This window comes from Alteromonas sp. (genome assembly GCF_984505615.1).
In genome coordinates, this window is record NZ_CFHOXV010000024.1 from 1 (window position 1) to 20,512 (window position 20,512).

General features: G+C 49.6%; 15 protein-coding genes. 3 read left to right on the forward strand and 12 right to left on the reverse strand.

Annotated elements, in window-relative coordinates; genetic code table 11:
- Nucleotides 1–61 precede the first annotated feature (61 nt).
- Together AC4PME_RS13215 and AC4PME_RS13220 are read right to left on the reverse strand one after the other, a co-directional pair.
- The gene (locus tag AC4PME_RS13215) at nucleotides 62–1,588 is read right to left on the reverse strand and encodes a DUF3369 domain-containing protein (protein ID WP_491045664.1); all 1,527 of its coding nucleotides are present in this window, start codon (nucleotides 1,586–1,588) and stop codon (nucleotides 62–64) included.
- A 156-nt stretch (nucleotides 1,589–1,744) separates the two neighbouring features.
- Nucleotides 1,745–3,133 carry a GAF domain-containing sensor histidine kinase gene (locus AC4PME_RS13220; RefSeq protein WP_491045665.1) on the reverse strand — a complete coding sequence of 463 codons (1,389 nt, stop codon included), beginning with the start codon at nucleotides 3,131–3,133 and terminating at the stop codon, nucleotides 1,745–1,747.
- Nucleotides 3,134–3,541: 408 nt separating this feature from the next.
- Here AC4PME_RS13220 and AC4PME_RS13225 point away from each other — a divergent pair, with 408 nt between their 5' ends.
- Nucleotides 3,542–3,877: a DUF3718 domain-containing protein gene (locus AC4PME_RS13225; RefSeq protein WP_491045666.1), complete on the forward strand. Its 336-nt coding sequence runs from the start codon at nucleotides 3,542–3,544 to the stop codon at nucleotides 3,875–3,877.
- A 408-nt stretch (nucleotides 3,878–4,285) separates the two neighbouring features.
- Nucleotides 4,286–7,084, forward strand: a complete 2,799-nt coding sequence (locus tag AC4PME_RS13230; RefSeq protein WP_491045667.1) for a rhamnogalacturonan lyase family protein — start codon at nucleotides 4,286–4,288, stop codon at nucleotides 7,082–7,084.
- Between the two features lie 15 nt (nucleotides 7,085–7,099).
- Here the strand turns inward: AC4PME_RS13230 and AC4PME_RS13235 are convergent, their stop codons facing one another.
- Genes AC4PME_RS13235 through AC4PME_RS13260 form a run of 6 tightly spaced genes read right to left on the reverse strand, consistent with a single transcriptional unit; the run spans nucleotide 7,100 to nucleotide 13,618 of the window.
- Entirely contained in the window at nucleotides 7,100–7,774 is a 675-nt protein-coding gene (locus tag AC4PME_RS13235) for a response regulator (protein ID WP_490709009.1), read from the reverse strand.
- 2 nt (nucleotides 7,775–7,776) lie between these two features.
- The gene (locus AC4PME_RS13240) at nucleotides 7,777–9,384 is read right to left on the reverse strand and encodes a sensor histidine kinase (RefSeq protein ID WP_491045668.1); all 1,608 of its coding nucleotides are present in this window, start codon (nucleotides 9,382–9,384) and stop codon (nucleotides 7,777–7,779) included.
- Between the two features lie 18 nt (nucleotides 9,385–9,402).
- Nucleotides 9,403–10,920, reverse strand: a complete 1,518-nt coding sequence (locus AC4PME_RS13245; protein ID WP_490709010.1) for a tripartite tricarboxylate transporter permease — start codon at nucleotides 10,918–10,920, stop codon at nucleotides 9,403–9,405.
- 3 nt (nucleotides 10,921–10,923) lie between these two features.
- Complete coding sequence (locus AC4PME_RS13250) at nucleotides 10,924–11,394, reverse strand: tripartite tricarboxylate transporter TctB family protein (RefSeq protein WP_491045669.1); 471 nt, start codon at nucleotides 11,392–11,394, stop codon at nucleotides 10,924–10,926.
- Nucleotides 11,391–12,353, reverse strand: coding sequence for a Bug family tripartite tricarboxylate transporter substrate binding protein (locus AC4PME_RS13255; RefSeq protein ID WP_491045670.1), 963 nt, complete (start codon nucleotides 12,351–12,353; stop codon nucleotides 11,391–11,393). The genes AC4PME_RS13250 and AC4PME_RS13255 overlap by 4 nt, the downstream gene beginning before the upstream one ends.
- Before the next feature lie 11 nt (nucleotides 12,354–12,364).
- Nucleotides 12,365–13,618 (reverse strand): OprO/OprP family phosphate-selective porin, encoded by a 1,254-nt coding sequence (locus AC4PME_RS13260; protein WP_491045671.1) that lies wholly within the window; start codon nucleotides 13,616–13,618, stop codon nucleotides 12,365–12,367.
- Nucleotides 13,619–13,877: 259 nt separating this feature from the next.
- On the opposite strand from AC4PME_RS13260, the gene AC4PME_RS13265 reads away from it, so the two are divergent.
- On the forward strand, nucleotides 13,878–15,380 hold the full coding sequence (locus AC4PME_RS13265) for a carboxylesterase family protein (protein WP_491045672.1): 1,503 nt from the start codon (nucleotides 13,878–13,880) through the stop codon (nucleotides 15,378–15,380).
- 98 nt (nucleotides 15,381–15,478) lie between these two features.
- Here AC4PME_RS13265 and AC4PME_RS13270 read toward each other — a convergent pair whose 3' ends face one another.
- The 4 genes from AC4PME_RS13270 to AC4PME_RS13285 all read right to left on the reverse strand — a co-directional run bounded on the left by AC4PME_RS13270 (nucleotide 15,479) and on the right by AC4PME_RS13285 (nucleotide 20,444).
- Nucleotides 15,479–16,609, reverse strand: coding sequence for a ThuA domain-containing protein (locus tag AC4PME_RS13270; RefSeq protein ID WP_491045673.1), 1,131 nt, complete (start codon nucleotides 16,607–16,609; stop codon nucleotides 15,479–15,481).
- Nucleotides 16,610–16,620: 11 nt separating this feature from the next.
- Entirely contained in the window at nucleotides 16,621–17,220 is a 600-nt protein-coding gene (locus AC4PME_RS13275) for a gluconate 2-dehydrogenase subunit 3 family protein (RefSeq protein WP_119500944.1), read from the reverse strand.
- A complete protein-coding gene (locus AC4PME_RS13280) occupies nucleotides 17,220–18,911 on the reverse strand; it encodes a GMC oxidoreductase (protein WP_119500945.1) in 1,692 nt (563 codons plus the stop codon). The genes AC4PME_RS13275 and AC4PME_RS13280 overlap by 1 nt, the downstream gene beginning before the upstream one ends.
- A 348-nt stretch (nucleotides 18,912–19,259) precedes the next feature.
- A complete protein-coding gene (locus AC4PME_RS13285) occupies nucleotides 19,260–20,444 on the reverse strand; it encodes an AGE family epimerase/isomerase (RefSeq protein ID WP_491045674.1) in 1,185 nt (394 codons plus the stop codon).
- Between the last annotated feature and the right edge of the window lie 68 nt (nucleotides 20,445–20,512).

The window sequence follows — 20,512 nt, forward strand, 5'->3', positions numbered from 1 at the left end:
CCCCGTTATCGACATTTACTGTTGCAATAACGAGGCGGACCATACATTTTTGTGTTTGAGGCTATTCCTCATCCGGTGCCTGAGCGCGGATTTCCTGAATCTGGTCAAAATGCTCCAGCATGACATGTGTGATGATAGGGTCGAATTGCTTACCGGCATTTTCATTCAGGTAAGCTTTAACATCTTCTGCGCTCCAGGGCGGCTTGTAGCAGCGTTTTGATAACAGTGCATCGACAACATCAACGATAGCCATGATACGGCCTTCAACAGGAATATCGTCACCGGCCAGTCCTTCCGGATAGCCTTCACCATCCCAACGTTCATGGTGGGTTTTGGCAATGATAGCGCCCATTTTCGCGACAATTTTGTCGGAGCCAGCCAGTAATTCGTAGCCTTTCTGAGCGTGGGTTTTCATGATTTCCCATTCATCCGGAGTCAGTTTACCGGGCTTGTGCAGAATGGTTTCCGGAATACTGATTTTACCCACATCATGGAGGGCAGAAGCATAGCGGATGGTTTCAATAAACTCGTCACTCATGAACAGTTTTTCAGCCAAAAACTCTGACATCAGCATGACACGCTTAACATGGCCGCCGGTTTCTTTACTGCGCATTTCTATGGCGTCACTGAGCACCATAATCAGCTCTTTCTGCGTATGCTGAATATCTTCTTTGTGCATCAGGTTCTGGAAAATGACGGACACATTTGAGGCAAACATTTCCAGCGTTTTCAACTGAAACTTATTCAGCGGCTCACTTAGTTCCACATACAGAATATTATGGCTGTCTTTGCCCGTGGGGTAGTAGCCGATGAACAGCTCTTCAGATTGGAAATGAGATTTCTTCTCCAGTACTTCTTTTACTTTCTCCGCAATTTCGTCCGGGATCTCTGCTGAAACGCCTTCTTTACTTAATCCCACCAGATCACCGCTGGCACCGAGCACGGTCATTTTAGTGTGTCCATACAAGTCCGTGTGCTGGGCAGATAAATACAGTACAGAGTTATTCAGATTAAGCAGAGTCAGGGTTTGTTTTAACACTGCGGTGCCGAATTGCCCCAGCGACTGGCTTTCCAGAATTGAAGATGAAGACTGTAACACGCCTTCGATGCCCCGTTTACCTTCCTCAATAGTCTGGATATCACGGTAGGAGCGGATAGCCGTGTACACACAGGATTTCAGTTTTGAAGAGGTCAGTTCGGTTTTCGACTTGTAATCGTTGATATCATAGCGGCTGATCACTTCTTCTTCCGGTGCCTGACCAGGCTGCCCGGTGCGTAAAACTAAACGTGTCGTACGGTTCTTGAGTGTATTGCGAATGGCGTCGATAAGGTTCAGACCAGCTTCATCTGTCTCCATGACCACGTCGACAAAAGCCAGCGCGATGTCTGGCGTATTTTTGAAGAGTTCAAGTCCTTCCTTAGCGCTGTATGCCGACAATAATTCGAGATTGCGGTTCTCAAAGGAAAATTTTTGCAGCGTGAGTTTCGTGACCTTATGCACATCACGTTCATCGTCAATAATGACTACTTTCCAGGGGGGGAGCTTGGATTTTTTGACTGCAATCTCTGACTTTTTAAATAACGGCATATACGACTAAAAAAAGTTTGCGTTACTTAAACTTAATTCACAATCTGCGATACCGCAAATGTGAACAGGCAGATAATTTCAAATTATTAAAAAGCCAGCCTCAGCCTGAAGGTGGCTCATGGTGCCGGAGCGGTAATATTTATTCGAAATGGTCATCTATGACTCAAGTTCACCGGACACCGGGCGAATTTTCAGGCGGAATGTGGTGCCTTCGTCCGGTGCTGAGATGAGTTCAACTTCGCCCTGAAGTTTTTGGATAACAAGATTGTATAAAATGTTCAGACCAAGACCGGTGCCGCCCTGATCCCGCGCGGTGGTGTAGAAAGGTTCGAAGACTTTTTTGTGCAGTGAAGCCGGAATACCCTTACCGTTGTCACTGACACTGATGATGACGCCGTCATCCACACCATAGCAGCCCACGGTTATCAGATTACCCTTGTCATTTTTATAGCCATGAAATCCGTGTCGTTGTGCATTGGAAAGTAAATTAGTAAGTAGCTGGGCAATAATACCCGGACTGGTAATGATGGTAGTGTCAGGATGAATATCCAGTTTAAGTTGGATATTGTCTTTTTTAAGCATGGGCCGCAGCGGGTTGCATACTCTGGGAATGTAATCATCGAGAGACAAACGTTCCACGTCCATGGATGTCTGGTCGGCTGAAGTGCGTTTAAAGTCCTGGACCAGATCGGCAGCCCGGAAAAGGCTGGATTCAGCCAGGTTGAGTCCTTCGCTGCATATGTCATTAAAATCTCTGAAGCCTTCTTCCGACAGCTCCCCGGATTCAAAATCCTTATAAATCCCGGCCAGCTCCTCCTTACAGTTACTGACAGAAGTAAGCGCAATGCCAAGTGGTGTATTAATTTCGTGCGCAATGCCGGCCACCAGATTCCCCAGTGCTGCCATTTTTTCTGACTGAACCAGTTTCTCCCGTGCTGATTCCAGAGACCGCAGAGTATCTTCAAGCTCTGCGGTACGATCCTTAACTTTTTGTTCCAGCGTCTGATTAGCTTCAATGAGCTTATTCTCATAATCAGCCCGCTCCTTGGCACTTACTGCGCGGCCGTATAAGTCGGCCAGCGCTGCAGCAAACACGATTTCATCGGGATCCCACTGTCTCGGGTTTCCGCGATGTTCGCAGCATATTATTCCAATCATATTACCACGGTGACGTATAGGTACATCGAGCATGGCGTTAATATTCAGGGGAGTCAGGTAGCATTCAGCAAATTCGAAGGTTGCAGGGTCGGTCATTGCATTATCAGCGGCAATGGTCCGCTCTGAATCCAGTGCAGCAAAATAGTGAGGGAAGTCCGTTCTGCTTAATACAATCGCTTCCTGATCGAGTGTTTCTCCTTTGTCTATGAGCAATGCACACTCTATATGTGATTGAGTTGTGTCGTAAAGCCAGATCCCCGCACGTTCGATATTCAGGCCCTTACAAACAGAGTGAATAATAAGTTGGGAAGCGACGGCGAGTTCACCCTTATCGATGTCTTCACTTTGGCTGACTGTAAGAAGAATTGACTCAAGCGCTTCTTTCATTTTGACATACCGGCGTTAATTCAAAGGAGCTTTAGTTGATGGCATATCCGTATGAGAAGCCGGCTTCATAAACAGAAAAACCGGATCCTGAACATCAGCATAGTTAAACCTTAAGAATTTTAAAGGTACTTCACACCGGCGTATTCAGCAAACCGGGCATCTCAGTTCTAGCCTAAAGTTCAATCGCGGCATTACATCCGGTCTTCTATTCGAATGAATGTAAATAGCACTAATTATTAGTCAATACGGCTACTTAAGCTGGCTAAAATAATCACTCATTTTTGCTGCCATCAGAGTGTTTAAAATTAAGTTATTGATTTTAAATGTTCAAAAAAGTTGGCACTTCCATTGCGATAGTAAGAGCAAGCATAACGCTTAAATCTCTTAATAATTGAAAAGGAAATAATTATGAAAGCATTTACGAAAACTCTGGCTGTTGTTGGTATGTCTTTTGGTGCAATGGGTATGGCAAACGCAAGTCCTGAACTGACGCCTGCAGATACAGCAGTGACGTCAAAAATTTGTGTCACCGCAGCAACCGGCAGCAAACTGAAGCTTCGAAATGCGCTGGAAGATGCAGGTCTGACTAAGCACTATGTTGAAAATAATGTTACCTGTAATGGCCTGCCCATTGTTGAATTTGTTGCACAGTACAGTGACAACCCTGACAGCATTAACGCCTTTATCACCAGTGGTAAATATGTGGCTGACAACTACATCGCGAGTGTAAAACCCCGTCATTAATCCGGTTTTGCGTTATGTTTACTTACCCCGCAGGGATGTCGGCGTTGCCGGAGCGGGGTGAGGTAAACATCTGGACTTCCTTCCTTATATTCTGTTTACTCTCCCTATCATTCGTTTTATCCCGTCACTTTTATGGAACCCCGTCAGACCGGTGAAAAGTACGATCGTATCGCTCGCTGGTGGCATGCGGGAATGACTGCGGTTAACACATTGAACTTGATCAGTATCCGCAAAAACATGTGCTGATTGTTGCCAGAAGGCAATAATAGAAACAGTTCAGATGACAGTGAATTTTCGCATTTGAACCAAACTGACAGAAGTTGACAGGTTTGGCTTGAGTCCTTGCGTGTAATTTTCTAGTTTACGAAAAATTAACATTTGTGTTGATATTTCGGACAAGGAAAATACATGATATTCCAGACTAAGCATCGCGCACTAAAATCCGGCCGCCTTATCACCGGCGCCTTAATCCCTCCCGTCCTTATGCTCAGTGCCGCATGCGCTGATGCCAGCGACAGACACAGACAAAATCAAAGTGATCCCGCTACCGGTATCATCATGGAATCCCTCGACCGGGGACTGGTTGTCATTCCCGCTGAGCAGGGCAACGCGGTGAGCTGGCGGTTGCTGGGCACCGATCCGCTCGATATTTCCTTTGATATTTACAGGAACGGTCACAAGCTGAACGGTAAAAAGCTATCCGGTGCGACTTTCTTCACCGACCCGCAGGGAGACAAAGATGATGTGTATGAAATTAAAGCTTCCGGCCTGAACAACAAAAATAAACGCAAAAAAGATCGCAGTGCTGCCATGGCCACAGCCTGGAAGGATGTGATGCTGCAGATCCCGCTGAACAAGCCTGCGGACGGCTGGGTAAACGGACAATCCTTCACGTATTCGGCCAATGACGGCTCGGTGGCGGATTTAACGGGAGATGGCCGGTACGAAGTCATTGTTAAATGGTATCCGTCAAATGCCAAAGACAATTCACAGGCCGGTCATACCGGAAACACGTATCTGGATGCTTACACATTGGAAGGACAGCAACTTTGGCGTATCGATCTTGGCAGGAATATTCGCTCCGGTGCCCATTATACTCAGTTTGTTGCCTATGATTTCGATCAGGATGGCCGGGCAGAAGTCGCCATGAAAACGGCGGATGGCACTGTGGACGGAGAGGGGACGGTAATAGGTGATGCCAATGCTGATTACCGTAACAGTCAGGGGTACGTGCTGGAAGGGCCTGAATTTCTGACCATGTTCGATGGTTTGTCTGGAAAGGCACTGGATACCATTGATTATGTCCCTGAGCGGGGTAGTGTAAGCAGTTGGGGGGATGGTTACGGAAACCGGGTGGATCGCTTTCTCGCCGGCGTGGGCTACTTTGACGGCTCCACACCAACCGCTTTTTTCGCCAGAGGATATTACACCAGAGCAGTTGTCAGTGCCTTTGACTGGGTTGACGGTCAGTTTGTCAGCCGCTGGGTATATGACAGTAATAACGGCGGTGCAGATGCCGGTGGATATGGTCAGGGAGCCCACAGCATTTCTGTGGGAGATGTTGACGGCGACGGCAAAGACGAGATCGTGTACGGCGCCGCTACCATCGATGATGATGGCCATTTGCTGTACAGCACGGATTTAGGACACGGTGATGCTTTGCATATGTCGGATATCGATCCAGAACGTCCCGGTCTTGAAATTCATATGGTGCATGAGTCACCGTCTGCTTATACCAAAGACGGTACAGAGTATGGCGTTGAATTGCATGATGCCGCCACCGGTGAAATATTATGGCACCGCCCGGGCAATGGCACCGATGTGGGACGTGGCGTAAGTGCCGATATTGACCCGGCATATGTTGGTAATGAGAACTGGGCAACACGGGGCGGACTCGTCGCTGCCAACGGAACGGTTATTTCGGATACCCGGCCGTCTCAGGTAAATTTTTTATCCTGGTGGGATGGTGATTTGAATCGCGAGTTACTGGATGGCAACCGGATCTACAAGTGGCAGCCGGCTACGGAAACCTCTGAAGTCATACTTGACGGTAGCGAATGGGGCGCCGTGTCGAATAACGGCACGAAAGCAACGCCGGTTCTGTCAGCAGATATATTGGGTGACTGGCGGGAAGAAGTCATCTGGGCCAACAGTGACAGCAGTGCTTTACTTCTCTTTTCTACCACTGAAGACACGGAATACCGTATTCCGGCATTGATGCACAACCCACAATACCGTACAGCTATTGCGTGGCAAAACGTGGGTTATAACCAGCCGCCTCATCCTTCCTTTTACCTGGGAAGTGATATGAAAGCTATGCCGGTGTATGACATTCAGACACAAAAGAGTCAGCTGTGGCTGAAGCCTGTTGCCCGCGGAAATGCAGAGTCGGTTGAAATCAGCGTTCATTCAAACGGCTATCCTTACAAGGGAATGACATTGTATAAGAGTTTATCTGACGACCCTGAAACCCGTGAACTGCTCACTACACTCGACAGCGGTGAAAGCCGCTTTGTGGACACTGATGTCGAACCGGACACCCGGTATTACTACTGGGGCAGTGTAAAAAGTAAGCATGGTGAGCCTGAGTTATTGCCTGTGACAACTGCAACATTAACCTCAAGCGACATACCGGAGATCCGCACTTTTCATCAAAGTTCTGCCAGCCCGGTAACCCTGAGCTGGTTCACTGCGAATATTGAAGTGAGTAGTGTATCTGTGTTCCGCGCAGAACGTGTGGAAGGTGAAGCTGATCCCGTTTTTGAACAGGCATCAGGAGTCGCTTCACTTGCAGCGGATTCAACACAGTGGACAGATGAATCATCAGTGCCCGGTACGCCGTACATTTACTGGCTGGTGTTTGATACTGCATCAAAAGGCCAGATAACCAGTGATCCGGTGAATGCAGAACGTCTGCTGGAGCCCAAAACACATTTATCTGCAGTGCAAAACGGTGACGGTATTGTGATCAGCTGGCAACTGGAAGATTTCCCGCAAGCTATTCGTGGTGTACAACTTTACCGGAACACCAAAGCAGAACTGAGCGGGCGCACGCGTATCAGTCCGTCAGCGCCGGTCAGCGGCAGCCTGACCGACACCCTGTCACTGGTAAATGGTACAACCTACTGGTATATGTTCAAACTGACCATGGAAGACGGTACAACCTACAACACCGAACCGGAAGCTGCGGTTACTTTTGTGCAGTAGCCTTTTCCTGCGTTGCTATCTCAACCGGTAGCAGCGCTCGGGGCGGCCCACGTTGCCGTAGACCTGCTCAGCAATGAGCTCTTCGGTTTCCAGTAAGTATTCGAGATAGCGGCGGGCGGTGGAGCGGCTTACGCCGACAGTATCGCCAACCTGTTGTGCGCTCAGGCTGTCTTTGGGCGCTGCAGTAAAGACCTGCTGTATTTTTTGAAGTGTTAAGCCATCTACGCCTTTGGGTAAACGCTGCGCCTTTCCGTCGCTCTGCCGGCTGAAGAATTGATCCACGACAGTTTGCGTAAGCTCTGACGCACCGGATAACTGCTTGTGGCGGTTCTCAAAGTTCTGCAGGGCCTGTTCCAGACGACTTTGCAGAATCGGTTTTACCAGAAAGTCAGACACGCCTAATTTCATTGCCTGTTCCAGTACCTGTACTTCTTTCGCTGCTGTTAGCAGAAACACTTCTGTCTTCTGCAATTTATCGTGATGACTTTTCATCAGTTCAAGGCCATTGCCGTCGGGCAGATAAACATCAAGCAGAAGTAAGTCAGGTTGCATGGCGCCAAGCAAAGCTTCGGCTGCCGCCACGTTATTTGCCATGCCCATCACCATGTAGCGACCGGTTTGAATGAGGTACTGAGCCAGATACTGGGCTACGTGGGGCTGATCTTCAACAATAATACAAGAGTAGGGCATAACTATTTTGACACTTCTGTTCTCGGAATATACACAGAGAAGCGGGCTCCGCCTGATTCCGACTCGCCAATCTCGATACTGCCGTTGCAGCCTTCAAGATGCGTTTTCACTAAATACATGCCCACTCCATGACGGGCATCAGATTTTGAGCTGAACGACGGTGCGAAAATACGTTCATATTCTGCAGCGGGAATACCGTCACCACTGTCTTCAACATCGAAAACGATATTATTGCCCATTTCTTCCAGGCTCACACTGACTTTTGCCGGCCGGTGACTGCCCGCACGCTGGGACGCTTCGATGGCATTATCGATCAGGTTACCGAAGATAGAAACCAGACATTCGAGTAAGTGTTTATCGTTAATCACAGAAAGCTGTGTATCCGGACTGATGTCCAGCGCCACATTGCCTTCCTGTGCTTTGTGATATTTGCCGAACAACAGTGCGGCGAGCACCGGCGTTTGTACCCGGCCGACCAGGCTGTGTACCTGAGTCTGCACTTCCTGACTTTCATTACTGATCAATTCAAGGGCTTTTTCCACATTCCCCATCTGCAACAAAGCAGCCAGGGTATTCAGTTTGTTTGAGTAATCATGAGTCTGAACCCGCAGTAACTCCGCAAACGCTTCTACCCGTGCAAGTTGCTGTGACAAATGTTCCACTTCATCGGCAGGACGCATCGTCAGCATCAGGCCTGCCATCTGACCCTGCACCTGCAGAGGTACGCGGGATAATACCAGCCATTGCTGATTGGCAAACAGTTCGAAACCACGGATGTGTTTATCGGTGTTTTTCAGCAGAAATTCTGCATGCTGGGGCAGGATGTCGTTTATCGTCCCGCCATGTTCGTTCTCAGCGAATAACAATACTCTGGCACGCTGGTTCATGCGCTGTATTTTACCGTCCAGTGTCATGGCAATGATGCCGGTCCGCACGGTGTTAAAGATAGCTTCCTGCTCGGCATACAAGCGGCCAATTTCATCCGGTTGCAGACCAAATAAACGACTACGCACACGGTTACCAATCCAGCGCGCGGCAATCACAGCCAACGCCAGAATCACGAAGATAACGCCCAGGATCAGCCAGGTTTGTTCCTCAATGGCGAGGCTTACTGATTTTTCCAAAAATCCCACAGACACCAATCCGATGACATCGCCACTGGCATTGATAACCGGCGCTTTGCCCCGGATTGACGGACCCATAGAACCCGTCGAAGAAGAGATGTAATAGTTGCCTTCCAGTGCAGCCTGACTGTCGCCCCCTTGCATAGGCTGGCCGACACGGTCTGTTACCGGGTGAAATAAACGGATTTTACTTTCGTTACCAATGACTACATAACTGGCACCGTAACCGTGTTGCAGCAGAGCGAGCTCCCGCTGAAGCGGTTCAGGAACGGATTCCGCTTCTACAGCATGGATGATATCGGGACGACTGGCGAGGGAACGGGCAATGGCAAGGGCCTGTTGGCCGGTTTTTTCTTCAATGACAGAAGCCAGCAGATACTGGCTGGCAAAGCCTAATACAGCAAGCTGTAGCAGGCTCATAACAACAATGGCGGCAACTAACCAGGATTCCAGCTTGTTACGAATGAAATAACGTCTTGTTGCCACCAGTTGTTTTGCCCCTTTTTAGTCCGGCGTTGCCGTTGTTTTTGCCCGGCGGTTTTTGACAAAACCTAACAGTGGTACCAGCAAAACAACAATTGCTACAATCAGGATCGACAGGGTAAGCGGCCGTTCCCAGATGAAACTGAATGAGCCGTCTGAAATCAGCATGGCACGACGGAAGTTACGCTCAATCATGTCGCCCAGAATAAAGCCCAGTAACAACGGGGCCATAGGGAATTGTAATATGCGCAGGACAACCGCCACGAAGGCAAACCCGATCATCATGAATAAATCGAATGTGTTAAAGGATACCAGATACACACCAATTAAACTGAAGAACAGGATAAAAATGGTCAGCAGTGATTTGGGCAATACCAGCACTTTAGCCAGATACGGGATCAATGGCAGGTTAAGAATGAGCAGTACCACGTTACCAAAATACATGGACACAATGACAGACCAGAATACGTCAGGATTTTCCTGCATAAGAAGTGGTCCGGGTTGTAAGCCGTAAGCAATCAGTGCCCCCAGCATAATTGCCGTCGTACCTGATCCAGGGATCCCCAGCGTTAACAGAGGGACAAATGAACCTGTACACGCTGCGTTGTTCGCTGCCTCAGGAGCAGCAAGACCACGCTTGGCACCCTGGCCAAACTCTTTCTTGAAACGGGCAGGGGCCAGATTTCTTTCTGCGGCATAGGCCATAAAGCTGGCGATGGTTGCGCCGGCACCGGGCAAAACACCAATTAAAAAGCCAAGGATGGATGAACGGCCTACTGACGGCGCGATTTCTTTTACTTCGTCTTTGCTCAGCTTAAAGCTGCCCAGCTGATTACCGCCCATGCTGGTGTCTTTAGCACTGTCTGGCTTAATGACATTCATCAGGGCTTCTGACAAGGCAAAAGTGGCCATAGCAATCAGCAGAAAGCTCAATCCGTCCAGCAAATCGGGCTGGCCGAAAGTAAAGCGCTCAGTGCCGGATGACGGGTCGATACCAATGGTAGACAGGGCAAGACCAAATACGGTCATCATCATGGCTTTTAAAAATTCGCCGTTGCTGGAGAACGCTGCAATAGCGGTTAAACCTACCAGCATTAACATCACGTAGTCGCCGGAATGGAAACTCAGCGAGACTTCTGCCAGCGTAGGAGCTGCTACCATCAGCATCACCGCGCCAATGGTACCGCCGGTGAACGAGGCCCAGGCCGCGATGGCCAGTGCTTTACCGGCCTGTCCCTTCATTGCCAGCGGATAACCGTCGAAGGATGAGGCGACGGTGCCGGCAATGCCCGGTGCGTTAATCAAAATGGAGCTGGTAGAGCCACCAAAGATGGCACCGTAATAAACACCGGCCATCAGGATCATGCCTGAACTGGGGCCGATACTGTAGGTGATCGGGATCATTAATGCGATGGCAGTAATGGGCCCTAAGCCCGGGAGCATACCGATAAAGGTACCGACCAGACAGCCAATCACAACATACATCAAATTGTGCCATTGGAATGCGGCATCCAGGCCTATCATCATTGCATCAAACATGGGTTAACTCCAAATGCTGCCGGGGGCCAGGTAAATATCAAGAAGTTGGGTCATGAGGAGCCAGAAAAACACCACCATAGGGACTGAGGCGAACAGCACTATGCGGGCGCGTCTTTCTCCCATAACCCAAAAGCCGGAAATCAGAAAAATAAGTGTTGCTACAATGAACCCTAACGGATCGAGCAGCGCGCTGTAGATCACCATCAGCAGCATAATAATCGCGGTCTGACGAACCGTATGTTTAGTGATCCCAAGCGGCTTTTGTTCGCCCTGTGGTTCCTTGCTTTTAATAATATGGCTGACGATAGCTAAAAAACTGAACAGGGCGCCTGCCATGGCGTAGAGTTTTGGCATAGTGGAAGAATCCACCACTTCATATTGTTCAAACGGTAGCAGAGGGATTTGCCAGGCATAGATACCGTAGAACGTGAAAAAAACGAGAAACAGGGCAGGGCCGAGTAACTGACGTGTCATGGTTGTTGCTCCTGTTGAATAAAGCCAAGTTGAATCATCAGGGTTTTAATTTGTGCTTCCTGTGCTGCCAGATCTGCCTCAAAATCATCCGTGGTACGGAACAAATCCATCCAACCGTTTCTATCGCGAACTGCCGCCCACTCAGGGGTTTTCAGCAGCGCGGCGTATTTATCGATGTATTCCTGTACTTTTTCATCAGATGTATCAGGTGCCGCAAACAATCCACGCCAGTTTACGAACGTGGCGTCGTAACCCAGCGATTTTAAGGTGGGAATATCCGGATAGGCGGGCACGGTTTCAGGCGCTGTGATGGCTAAAATGCGTGCCTGGCCACCTTCTGCAATTTCCAGTGCTTCGCTTAGTCCGGTAGAAAGCATTTGTACTTCACCTGAGAGCAGTCCGGCTTTTGCCTGACCGCCTGCGTCGTAAGGGATGTAGCGGATGCGGGCACCGTCAAGGCCGGCAGCATTGACTGCCAGCGAAGCCACCAGATGATCCATACTGCCCCGTGCAGAACCGCCTGCGATGGTCAGTTCACGGACGTTTTTGGACAGGATTGCAATGGCTTCATCCCAACTTTTGATGGGCGAGTCTTCTCTCACCACAAAGGCGCCGTAGTCGGCAATGATGCTGGCAACGGGCTTCACGTCACGGTAGCTGAAAGGTACCTGACCAGTTAACGCACGGATTACAATAGGCGTAGAGTTAACCATCAACATATCGCCGTGTTTGTTACCCGATTCAATCAGGTAAGCGATGGCACGACCGCCACCACCACCGGACATATTCTGAAACGAGGCGTTATCTGAAATACCTGATTTCATCAACGCCTCCCCGATACCGCGACCGGTAGTGTCCCAGCCGCCGCCGGGGCCGCCCGGGATCAGAAAGTGATCCTTGGCGAAGGCACTGGCACTCACCAGCCACAATATTGCAGCACTAATCAAAACAGAACGCATGAATCCCTCCGTTAAAAGTCGTAATGGAAACGCATGGTGATGGCGTTGCCGCTGGTTTCATCACCCACAAGCGCTTCTGTGCCGGGGCCTGATACTTTGCTGTGCACGCCGTTCAGCATAATTTTTGTATTTTCATCGATGTAGTAAGACACACCCGCCGTGAAGGATTTGGCCCGGGTGCCCTGAAATTCGCTGGTGGCATCCATAGACGAAACGCGGGCGGCTATTTCCCATGCGTCTTCAACGCCTTTAGGCTGATTGAAACGTGCGCTGCCTTTGGAATATGACTTACTCTCGCCGGTTAGCATGTAGCTGGCCTGAAAGTAATAGCCGTCAAAGTTTTCGTCGTCGAGCAACGATGCAGGATCGCTGGTGGCGATATTGCGACGGGCTACTTCACCCTGAACCAGTAAGCTGTTGTACTGGTAGGCGGCTTCAATACCGTACTGACTCAGGTGGTCAAGGGGCACGGTGTCGCCGCCGGCGGCATAATTGACCAGTCTCACGTTCGGCTCTCTGACTTCCGCACGGGCGAAAGAAGCTGACAACTGGCTGTTATCCATTTTGCGGTATGAGCCCCATGAGCCCAGGTGGATCAGATTGTTTTCTTTAAATTCGTGCGCCCACGTGAGGCGTCCTGTGGTTGCCAGTGAAATGGCGGAGTCATCATCGGTACCTTCTGCGCCAAATGCATCGTTTTTATGCACACCCACAGCGTAACGCAAACCTGTTGAAGGGAAGTATTGATATGCAGCCACACCCCAACGGAAATAAGGCGACATAGTATTTGCCATGCTCGCACGCTCGATTAACGCCATGTGCTTAGAGCTGGTCAGCGCATCCAGAGTAATGTCTTCGCGAATTTTACCGAACTTAATAGTCGGGCCGTTTTCAAAACCGGTATATTCGAAGCGGAGTAACAGGATTTCGATGGTTTCTTCGGCGAATTCCAGAATCATTTTGTATTCCAGATCGCTACGTTCGCCTTCCACCGACAATCGCGCACGGCGTGGAAAAATAGTGGAACCCGTGTTGCCTTCGTTGTCTGCATTGTAGGCGCCGTCAAAGATGTTAGCGTCTATCTGAAGCCGCCCGCCTAACGTCACCCACTTATCGTCACTGGCGTCTTTCGCTTCCATTGATGCGAGCTGTTGCTCTAACTGAGAAAGCCTGTTTTCAAGAGACTGATTACCGGCTGATTCTGTTTGTGCCGAAGCCTGATAAGTGGCTGCCAGACACAGCAAACCGATTGTTGTTTTATGCATCACAAAGTACCTCAATGTTTCGTGACGCAAGAATATTGTTAGTCCTTTGTTAAGGCTATGTAATGGATGTTTTTGTGCTTGAAAATATAACTGTCTGTTTAGTTTGTTTTGTTCATGAACAGAATGAACAAAATAGATCAGGTTACAGGAATAAAAGAAGCTTTACCGGTAACAATTACTGTCTGACGATGTTAAGTTAATGTTATTGTTGCATAAACTTTAACGGTGCCTGTCACCGGTTTCTATGATGAGGACCAGGATGTTATTCACTTTATTTTGCCGCCAGCGCTTTCGCGGGTGTTTCTCTGTACTGTTTTTAACTATTTCGTCGCTATCCTGCGGGTATGCCGCCGGCCATGACACGCCTGAGGTAACTCTCGCCTCCGGTACAGTAACCGGGCAGCATGCAGACGGAATAGATTTTTATCGCGGTATGCCTTATGCCAAAGCGCCGGTGGGTAACTTGCGCTGGCAGCCGCCTCAGACACCGGATGCCATTGCTTCGCCCTATGCTGCAAATTCGTTTTTTCCTCCCTGCCCGCAGCGAGGCAAAGACAATGGCAGCGAAGACCGCCTGGGAATTAATGTCTTCTCCCCGTCAGCGGATGACGGCCAGACTGCCCGGCCAGTGTTGGTATGGATCCATGGCGGCGGGTATGTAGGCGGTTCAGGAGATTTAGATCCCAAAGTCGTTTCACACTGGGTGAATCAGGGACTTGTACTGGTATCGTTTAACTACCGGCTTGGTGCACTGGGTATTTTTGCTCATCCGGCTTTATCTCAACCTGATGGTGTTAACTACAGCGTGATGGATATGGTCGCTGCGCTGTCCTGGGTCCAGGATAATATCGCTAAATTCGGTGGCGATTCCGCCAGGGTGACGATTGCCGGCGGCTCTGCAGGCGGCATGGCTGTGCAGATGTTAATGGTAACTCCCCAAGCTGAAGGCTTGTTCTCCGGCGCGATTTCTCAAAGTGGATACGGCACCTGGCCGCTGCCACGCACTACCGGAGCATTGCCGCTTCAGGGCAGCCCGGATGCAGTAACCCTGTCCACTGCCATCGCACAGCGGGCAACAGGAGCTGACAAAGTCAGCAGAGAGCAGCTTTATCAGACCAGTCCGGAAGCATTCGTCAATGGGATAAACGGCTTTCATCTGCCGGTTGCTGACGGTATTACGTTGCCCGACGAACCGGCGCGATTGTTTGCTCAGGGGAAACAGCACGCCGTACCTTATATTAGCGGCGGAAATAGTTATGACGGCAATGTGTATCCCTATGCCGGTGTGTCACCTCAGCGCATGCTCACCTTAACGGCATCTGCTGCTGACAGTGTGCAAAAGGCGTATGGACTGGGCGAGCAGGCGCTGACGGCCTTACCTTTTCAACATTTGTTCGGTGATTTGCGTTATGTTCTGGCCGGTATGGTGACAACCGGCGCAATGCAAACCGTTCAGCAACCGGGGTACCGTTATTTTTACGACGTTGCGGATGAGAGTACGCCGGGGGCAGGGCATGCCTCAGAAACCTTTGCTCTTTTTAATCCTGCCGGGGATGATGCTGTTAAAGCGATGCAGGCATACTGGCGGAATTTCATAAGAACCGGCAACCCGAACGGGCAGGGCTTACCTGAGTGGCAGCCAGTGGATAAGCAGGACAAGAACTGGATGGTTTTTGATAAGACTGCCCATGCTGAAAAAGAAGTCAGAGCCAAAAAGCTCGGCATACTGCGACAGATTTATCAGACGCGGGTAAATCCTTAACCCTGTTTGTTATCAGCTATGACATGGCATATTTGCCGTTAAACGAAAAAAGGCCCGGACTGACCGGGCCTTATCATTTCAATTGTTCAGCGAAAATATCACTGTTTGCAGGTATCGTTACCTTGTCCCGCTGTCCACTTCATACCGTTTTTTAATAACTTAATGTTGTATTCGGCGTTGTAAACTTCTTTGCGGTGACCGATAGCGCTGTACATCGCCCGGCCTTCGCCGATGCAATGCGTCCAGACCAGCGGATGATCTTCACCCATTTCCAGTTCTTTACCCGGCACATACGTGGTTTCATCTATGGCCATTACGATATCGTAGCCTTTAGAGGACACGCTGTCTGAGAACGAATACCACTCATCATTTAATTCCCAACGGTCGGGGATCCCTTCTGCCACACCGGTGCCGTGACGGGTAACATCCAGCGATGCATCCTGGAACCAGTTGTCATCGCCGGGATGGCCGATAAACTGTGCACCAATCAGCACATCACGATACCAGTCCCAGAAATACACGGAGTCGCCGGCTGAAGCATGAATGCCCAGGAAGCCGCCACCATTATTCATATAGTCTTCAAACGCTTTACGCTGAGAGAGGGTGAGGGTGTCGCCACTGACATTATTCCAAATCACCACATCAAATTCAGACAGGTTTTCCGGTGTAAATGCACTGCCTTTGGCGCTGACAGAAACACCATAGCCCATTTCTTTTGCCAGCTTGCTCAGGTTTTCTGTGGCAGCAGTTACTGATTCGCCGTGGTCATAGCCATTGATTTTCTGATAGATCAGCACCTGAACAGGTTCTTCTCCCAACTCGAATTCCACCGGCTCTGAATCGAACCTTGCACAACGTGCAATCTTATCTTTACGGGTGACCCGCAGTGCTGCCAGTTCTTTGCGCATAGCTGCAGCGTTTGCATCGTCTTCAACACCCACACGGGCCAGTAACTGGTCCAGTGTGATCAATGTACTGAAAGAAGGCATTGATTCACTTAAGATCCACGCCGGAATTTTAGCCAGTACGCCGGGATAGTGTTTTTCAACAATGGCTCTGGCTTTCGGACGCATTACTACATCGTAAGCCGGCATAGAGCTGGAAAAAGGCACATCCCGTAAGGAACAGTCGGTTAATTCTTCTGCGGCAGACGCGCTGCCCGTCGCTACCTGACCGCCCATTGCGATGCTGCCGGCAATAATGGCTTTAAGCATATTTTTCTTCATCATCAGGAGTTTCCTTACATCGGCCAAACAGTCATCCAGGCTTTATCCCCTTTCTTATAAGGGATATCTTTGTAGTCGCCCGGTATATCTACATGACGGAGCACCTGCGTGCCGCCAGTTTTCGACGTAAAGAAACCAAAAATCATCAGCTGCTTGTAGAGGGTAAAGTAATGAGGCAGGCCATCTTCTTTACCGTCCCAGGGCGAGTCTTCACCGCGGTTAAACGCCAGCGCCTCACTGTCCAGCTTAGAAGCCAGTGCGGTTTTCTGTTTCTGGCTTAAGCCAACGAAAGGTTTACCATATTCTTCCTGACTGCGTGCATCCACATCTTTAAATCCGGCTTCCATCAGAGCCTGTTGTTCCGGTGTGTAGCATTCGCGGATCATGCCGATAAAGAACGCCGGTAAACCTGCATCTTTCGCTCCCGGCGTATCGGTTCTCGGTAATACGGTTTCGCACAGTTCTGTAATCAGCGCGACGGTGTTATCGTCCAGTCCTGAGTCTTTTACAGAGGTCAGGGCCGGTTGCTCTTGCCAGACGGCCATGGCCGGAGAACAAATAAAGCTTGTGCCGGTGGCGGTTGCGATAAGTTTTAGTAAATCACGACGATCCATTACAGATTACCCCGCTTGAGTTCTTCTACTGCAAAATCTGCGGCACGGGCTGTCAGTGCCATGTAAGTAAGTGAAGGGTTCACACATGAAGACGATGTCATACAGGCTCCGTCGGTAACAAATACGTTAGGCGCATCCCACACCTGGTTGTGCTTGTTAAGCACGGAAGTCTTAGGATCCCGGCCCATGCGGGCGGTGCCCATTTCATGAATACCTTTACCCATGTGGTAAGTGGTTTCCCAGGCGGTGGCATTTTTAAGACCGATGCTGTCAAACATTTCAACAATGTCTTCTTTCATGGCCTTACGCATTTTCAGTTCGTTGTCACGGATTTTGGCATCCATTTCCAGCACCGGCAGTCCCCATGCGTCTTTCACATCATGGTTCAGACTCACTTTATTGCGGTGGTCCGGCAGAATTTCACCAAAACCAACTGTACTGATGCTCCACGGACCCGGTTCACTGAGACCGTCTTTTAATCCGGCTCCGATACCTAAGTCGTCAGCACTGCGGCTGAAGCCTGAACGGGATGCGTTACCCTGGAAGCCGAAGCCACGGAGGAAGTCACGCTTGTCATCGCCCCAGTTTGCAAAGCGGGGAATATAGAAGCCTGTCGGTCTGCGGCCATAGACGTATTTGTCGAGGTGGCCTTCAATTTCTGCCATACCACCGAGCATGTAGTGGTGGTCCATGACGTTATGACCCAGTTCACCTGAGCTTGAGCCAAGACCGTTATCCCACACATCACGGGCTGAGTTCATCAGTAACCAGGCAGAGTTCAGTGCCGAGGCATTCAGGAAGACAATTTTGCTGTGGAAAACTTCAGTTAATCCGGTTTCCGAATCAATTATTTCAACCCCGGTAACCCGTTTGGTGTCTTTATCGTAAATCAGCTCTTTCACGATGGAGAGCGGGCGCAGAGTAAGATTGCCGGTTTTCAGTGCCGCGGGAAGGGTTGCAGACTGGGTACTGAAATAGCCGCCGAAAGGACAGCCCGTCCAGCACTTGTCGCGGTGCTGACACTTCACACGACCCTGTTCGGGACGTTGTTCGGTAATGTGGGCGGTACGGCCCATAATTAATTGTCGCTTGCCCTTGTACTGTTTCTTAAGACGGGCTTGTACGTCTTTTTCCACAGCATTAAAAGCAAATGCCGGCAGGAATTCACCGTCAGGTAATACATCCAGACCGTCACGGTTACCGGAAATTCCGGCAAACTTTTCAACATACGAATACCATGGTGCCACATCTTCATAGCGAATAGGCCAGTCAACACCCACACCTTCTTTACCATTGGCTTCAAAGTCTTCAGGGTTTAAGCGGTAAGACTGACGACCCCACAACAAAGAACGTCCACCCACCTGATAGGCACGAAACCACTGGAAAGGTTCTTTTTCCACATAGGGAGATGTTTGCGCGGAAGCCCAGGCGCCCATTGTGGGTTCATTAAAAGGATATCCCTTACCACGGGCCATATTGGGTTCAGCGGCCAGTGCTTCCAGGCTGGGACGACCGTGGTGTGGATAGTCCCATAAATTTTTACTCATGTTGGTGTAGTCTTTGATGTGCTCGACGTTTTCGCCGCGCTCAAGCATAAGTACCTTCAGGCCCTTTTCGGTAAGCTCTTTGGCAGCCCAGCCCCCGCTGATACCAGAGCCAACTACGATGGCATCATATGTATTTTTTGACATTTTCGCCCCTGTTTAAGTTGAAAACGATCTGCGCCTGTTTTTGTCCCTACAAGCAGATCACACAGTGAATCCTGACCTTAACCATATTGATTTTATTTGTAATCAATATGGTTAACAAAAAGTAAATTTAGTAACACTATAATGTATTTATGTCATCGATGTCATTATAAAGTTTTCCTGTTTTGTAACAGGCGTGCAGGTACATTTGTAAGCGCTTTCTTGCTTGCTGGCTATGCGTATGAGCTGTAAGGGGTTTTTGGAAAATTAATGTCTGAAGGAAATTGTGAGATTTTGTTTCAATGGCTCACGGTGTCAAAGCGCCGTGAGCCGGAAAGTCCACCCAATACGTTATCCGGAAACAGCAGGGCTTTCAGCAAATGTAGCGGCAAAACGGGAGGCTTCATTATGTGCCATACAAAGGTGATATAAGGTACTGGCAGCCATTTTCGGGTCCACGGGTTGTCCGTTGCTGTCTATAACATACGTGTAATGGGCTTCAAGTTGCGGATGAGAGAAGCCGTCAATCAACTGGTGGATGGCAAATGTGGCACTGGCAATGTCCTGTTCCCGGTTTGCATTGTCAGGCAAAGTGCTGTGAACCAGTGCAGCTTTGATCCACTCCGTCATCGGCCAGCTCTTAAAGGTGGACGACACGACGGTTCCTTCGGGTGTAACCGTATCGTGCAACCAGCGGTTACCGGGCGTCAACCCGTAGTCTCTGGCATGGCGGTATAATACCGACTGATAACGTGTGGTATCTGTGCCACTGACAGTCTGAAATTCATGCAGCAGCCATACCCACTCCATCATGTGGCCCGGTTCAACACTCCTGCCATCACTGGGGCATGGATGCCAGTCTGTGGTGAAAAACTCAAGCAACACACCGTGCTGTGCATCGAAAAAATGCTCCTCAAACATTGCATACACCTGATTGCAGCGTTCAAGCCAGAACATGTCATTACTGACCCGGTACAGGTGAATAAAGGCTTCGAACAAATGCATGTGCGGATTTTGACGCCGCGTGGTGTGGGCATATGTCCCTTCAAGCCAGCCACCATGATCACTTTTCAGAACAGTATCCACGTGCAGTGCAAGGTTTTTCGCTTTCAGCAGAGCATGATCATCATTCAGCGCGTCTTTTTGCCAACTGTATGCCAGCAGAAAAAATGCCACATCATACAAATCGGTAGCGGCATTTTTTACTTTATCGGATGCATCAAGGGTCATCGGGTAAAAGCCGGGGAGGGCGTCAGGACAGGCGTTGCTGATAAATTGTTCCGTTGCCTGCGCCAGGGCTTTACCTTCAGGCAGGAACCCTTTTTTATAGCCGTAGCACATTGAAAATATTTGTCTTGATTGCACCCGCATACGCTTGTCGGCTTGCCAGTCGGGCTTGCCTTCACCATCAAAACATTCCAGTGCGGCGCCGTTTTCAGCAAAACCCTGTGCAGCCCATTTCGGAAACAATGATGTCGTCAGCCAGTGGTCAAAACGCTGCCAGGCGTCGATAAAATCGCGATGTATCGTTTCCATGAAATTTCCTTGCACTACAGATGAATGGACAACGGACACGCATTGTAATCGTCAGTACATGGGTTTGA

Coding starts and splice junctions, on each gene's coding strand:
- AC4PME_RS13235 (WP_490709009.1), bottom strand. CDS start 7,774: ATGCCCTACTCTTGTATTATTGTTGAAGATCAGCCCCACGTAGCCCAG.
- AC4PME_RS13225 (WP_491045666.1), top strand. CDS start 3,542: ATGAAAGCATTTACGAAAACTCTGGCTGTTGTTGGTATGTCTTTTGGT.
- AC4PME_RS13275 (WP_119500944.1), bottom strand. CDS start 17,220: ATGGATCGTCGTGATTTACTAAAACTTATCGCAACCGCCACCGGCACA.
- AC4PME_RS13280 (WP_119500945.1), bottom strand. CDS start 18,911: ATGTCAAAAAATACATATGATGCCATCGTAGTTGGCTCTGGTATCAGC.
- AC4PME_RS13215 (WP_491045664.1), bottom strand. CDS start 1,588: ATGCCGTTATTTAAAAAGTCAGAGATTGCAGTCAAAAAATCCAAGCTC.
- AC4PME_RS13250 (WP_491045669.1), bottom strand. CDS start 11,394: ATGACACGTCAGTTACTCGGCCCTGCCCTGTTTCTCGTTTTTTTCACG.
- AC4PME_RS13260 (WP_491045671.1), bottom strand. CDS start 13,618: ATGCATAAAACAACAATCGGTTTGCTGTGTCTGGCAGCCACTTATCAG.
- AC4PME_RS13265 (WP_491045672.1), top strand. CDS start 13,878: ATGTTATTCACTTTATTTTGCCGCCAGCGCTTTCGCGGGTGTTTCTCT.
- AC4PME_RS13245 (WP_490709010.1), bottom strand. CDS start 10,920: ATGTTTGATGCAATGATGATAGGCCTGGATGCCGCATTCCAATGGCAC.
- AC4PME_RS13230 (WP_491045667.1), top strand. CDS start 4,286: ATGATATTCCAGACTAAGCATCGCGCACTAAAATCCGGCCGCCTTATC.
- AC4PME_RS13220 (WP_491045665.1), bottom strand. CDS start 3,133: ATGAAAGAAGCGCTTGAGTCAATTCTTCTTACAGTCAGCCAAAGTGAA.
- AC4PME_RS13270 (WP_491045673.1), bottom strand. CDS start 16,609: ATGATGAAGAAAAATATGCTTAAAGCCATTATTGCCGGCAGCATCGCA.
- AC4PME_RS13255 (WP_491045670.1), bottom strand. CDS start 12,353: ATGCGTTCTGTTTTGATTAGTGCTGCAATATTGTGGCTGGTGAGTGCC.
- AC4PME_RS13285 (WP_491045674.1), bottom strand. CDS start 20,444: ATGGAAACGATACATCGCGATTTTATCGACGCCTGGCAGCGTTTTGAC.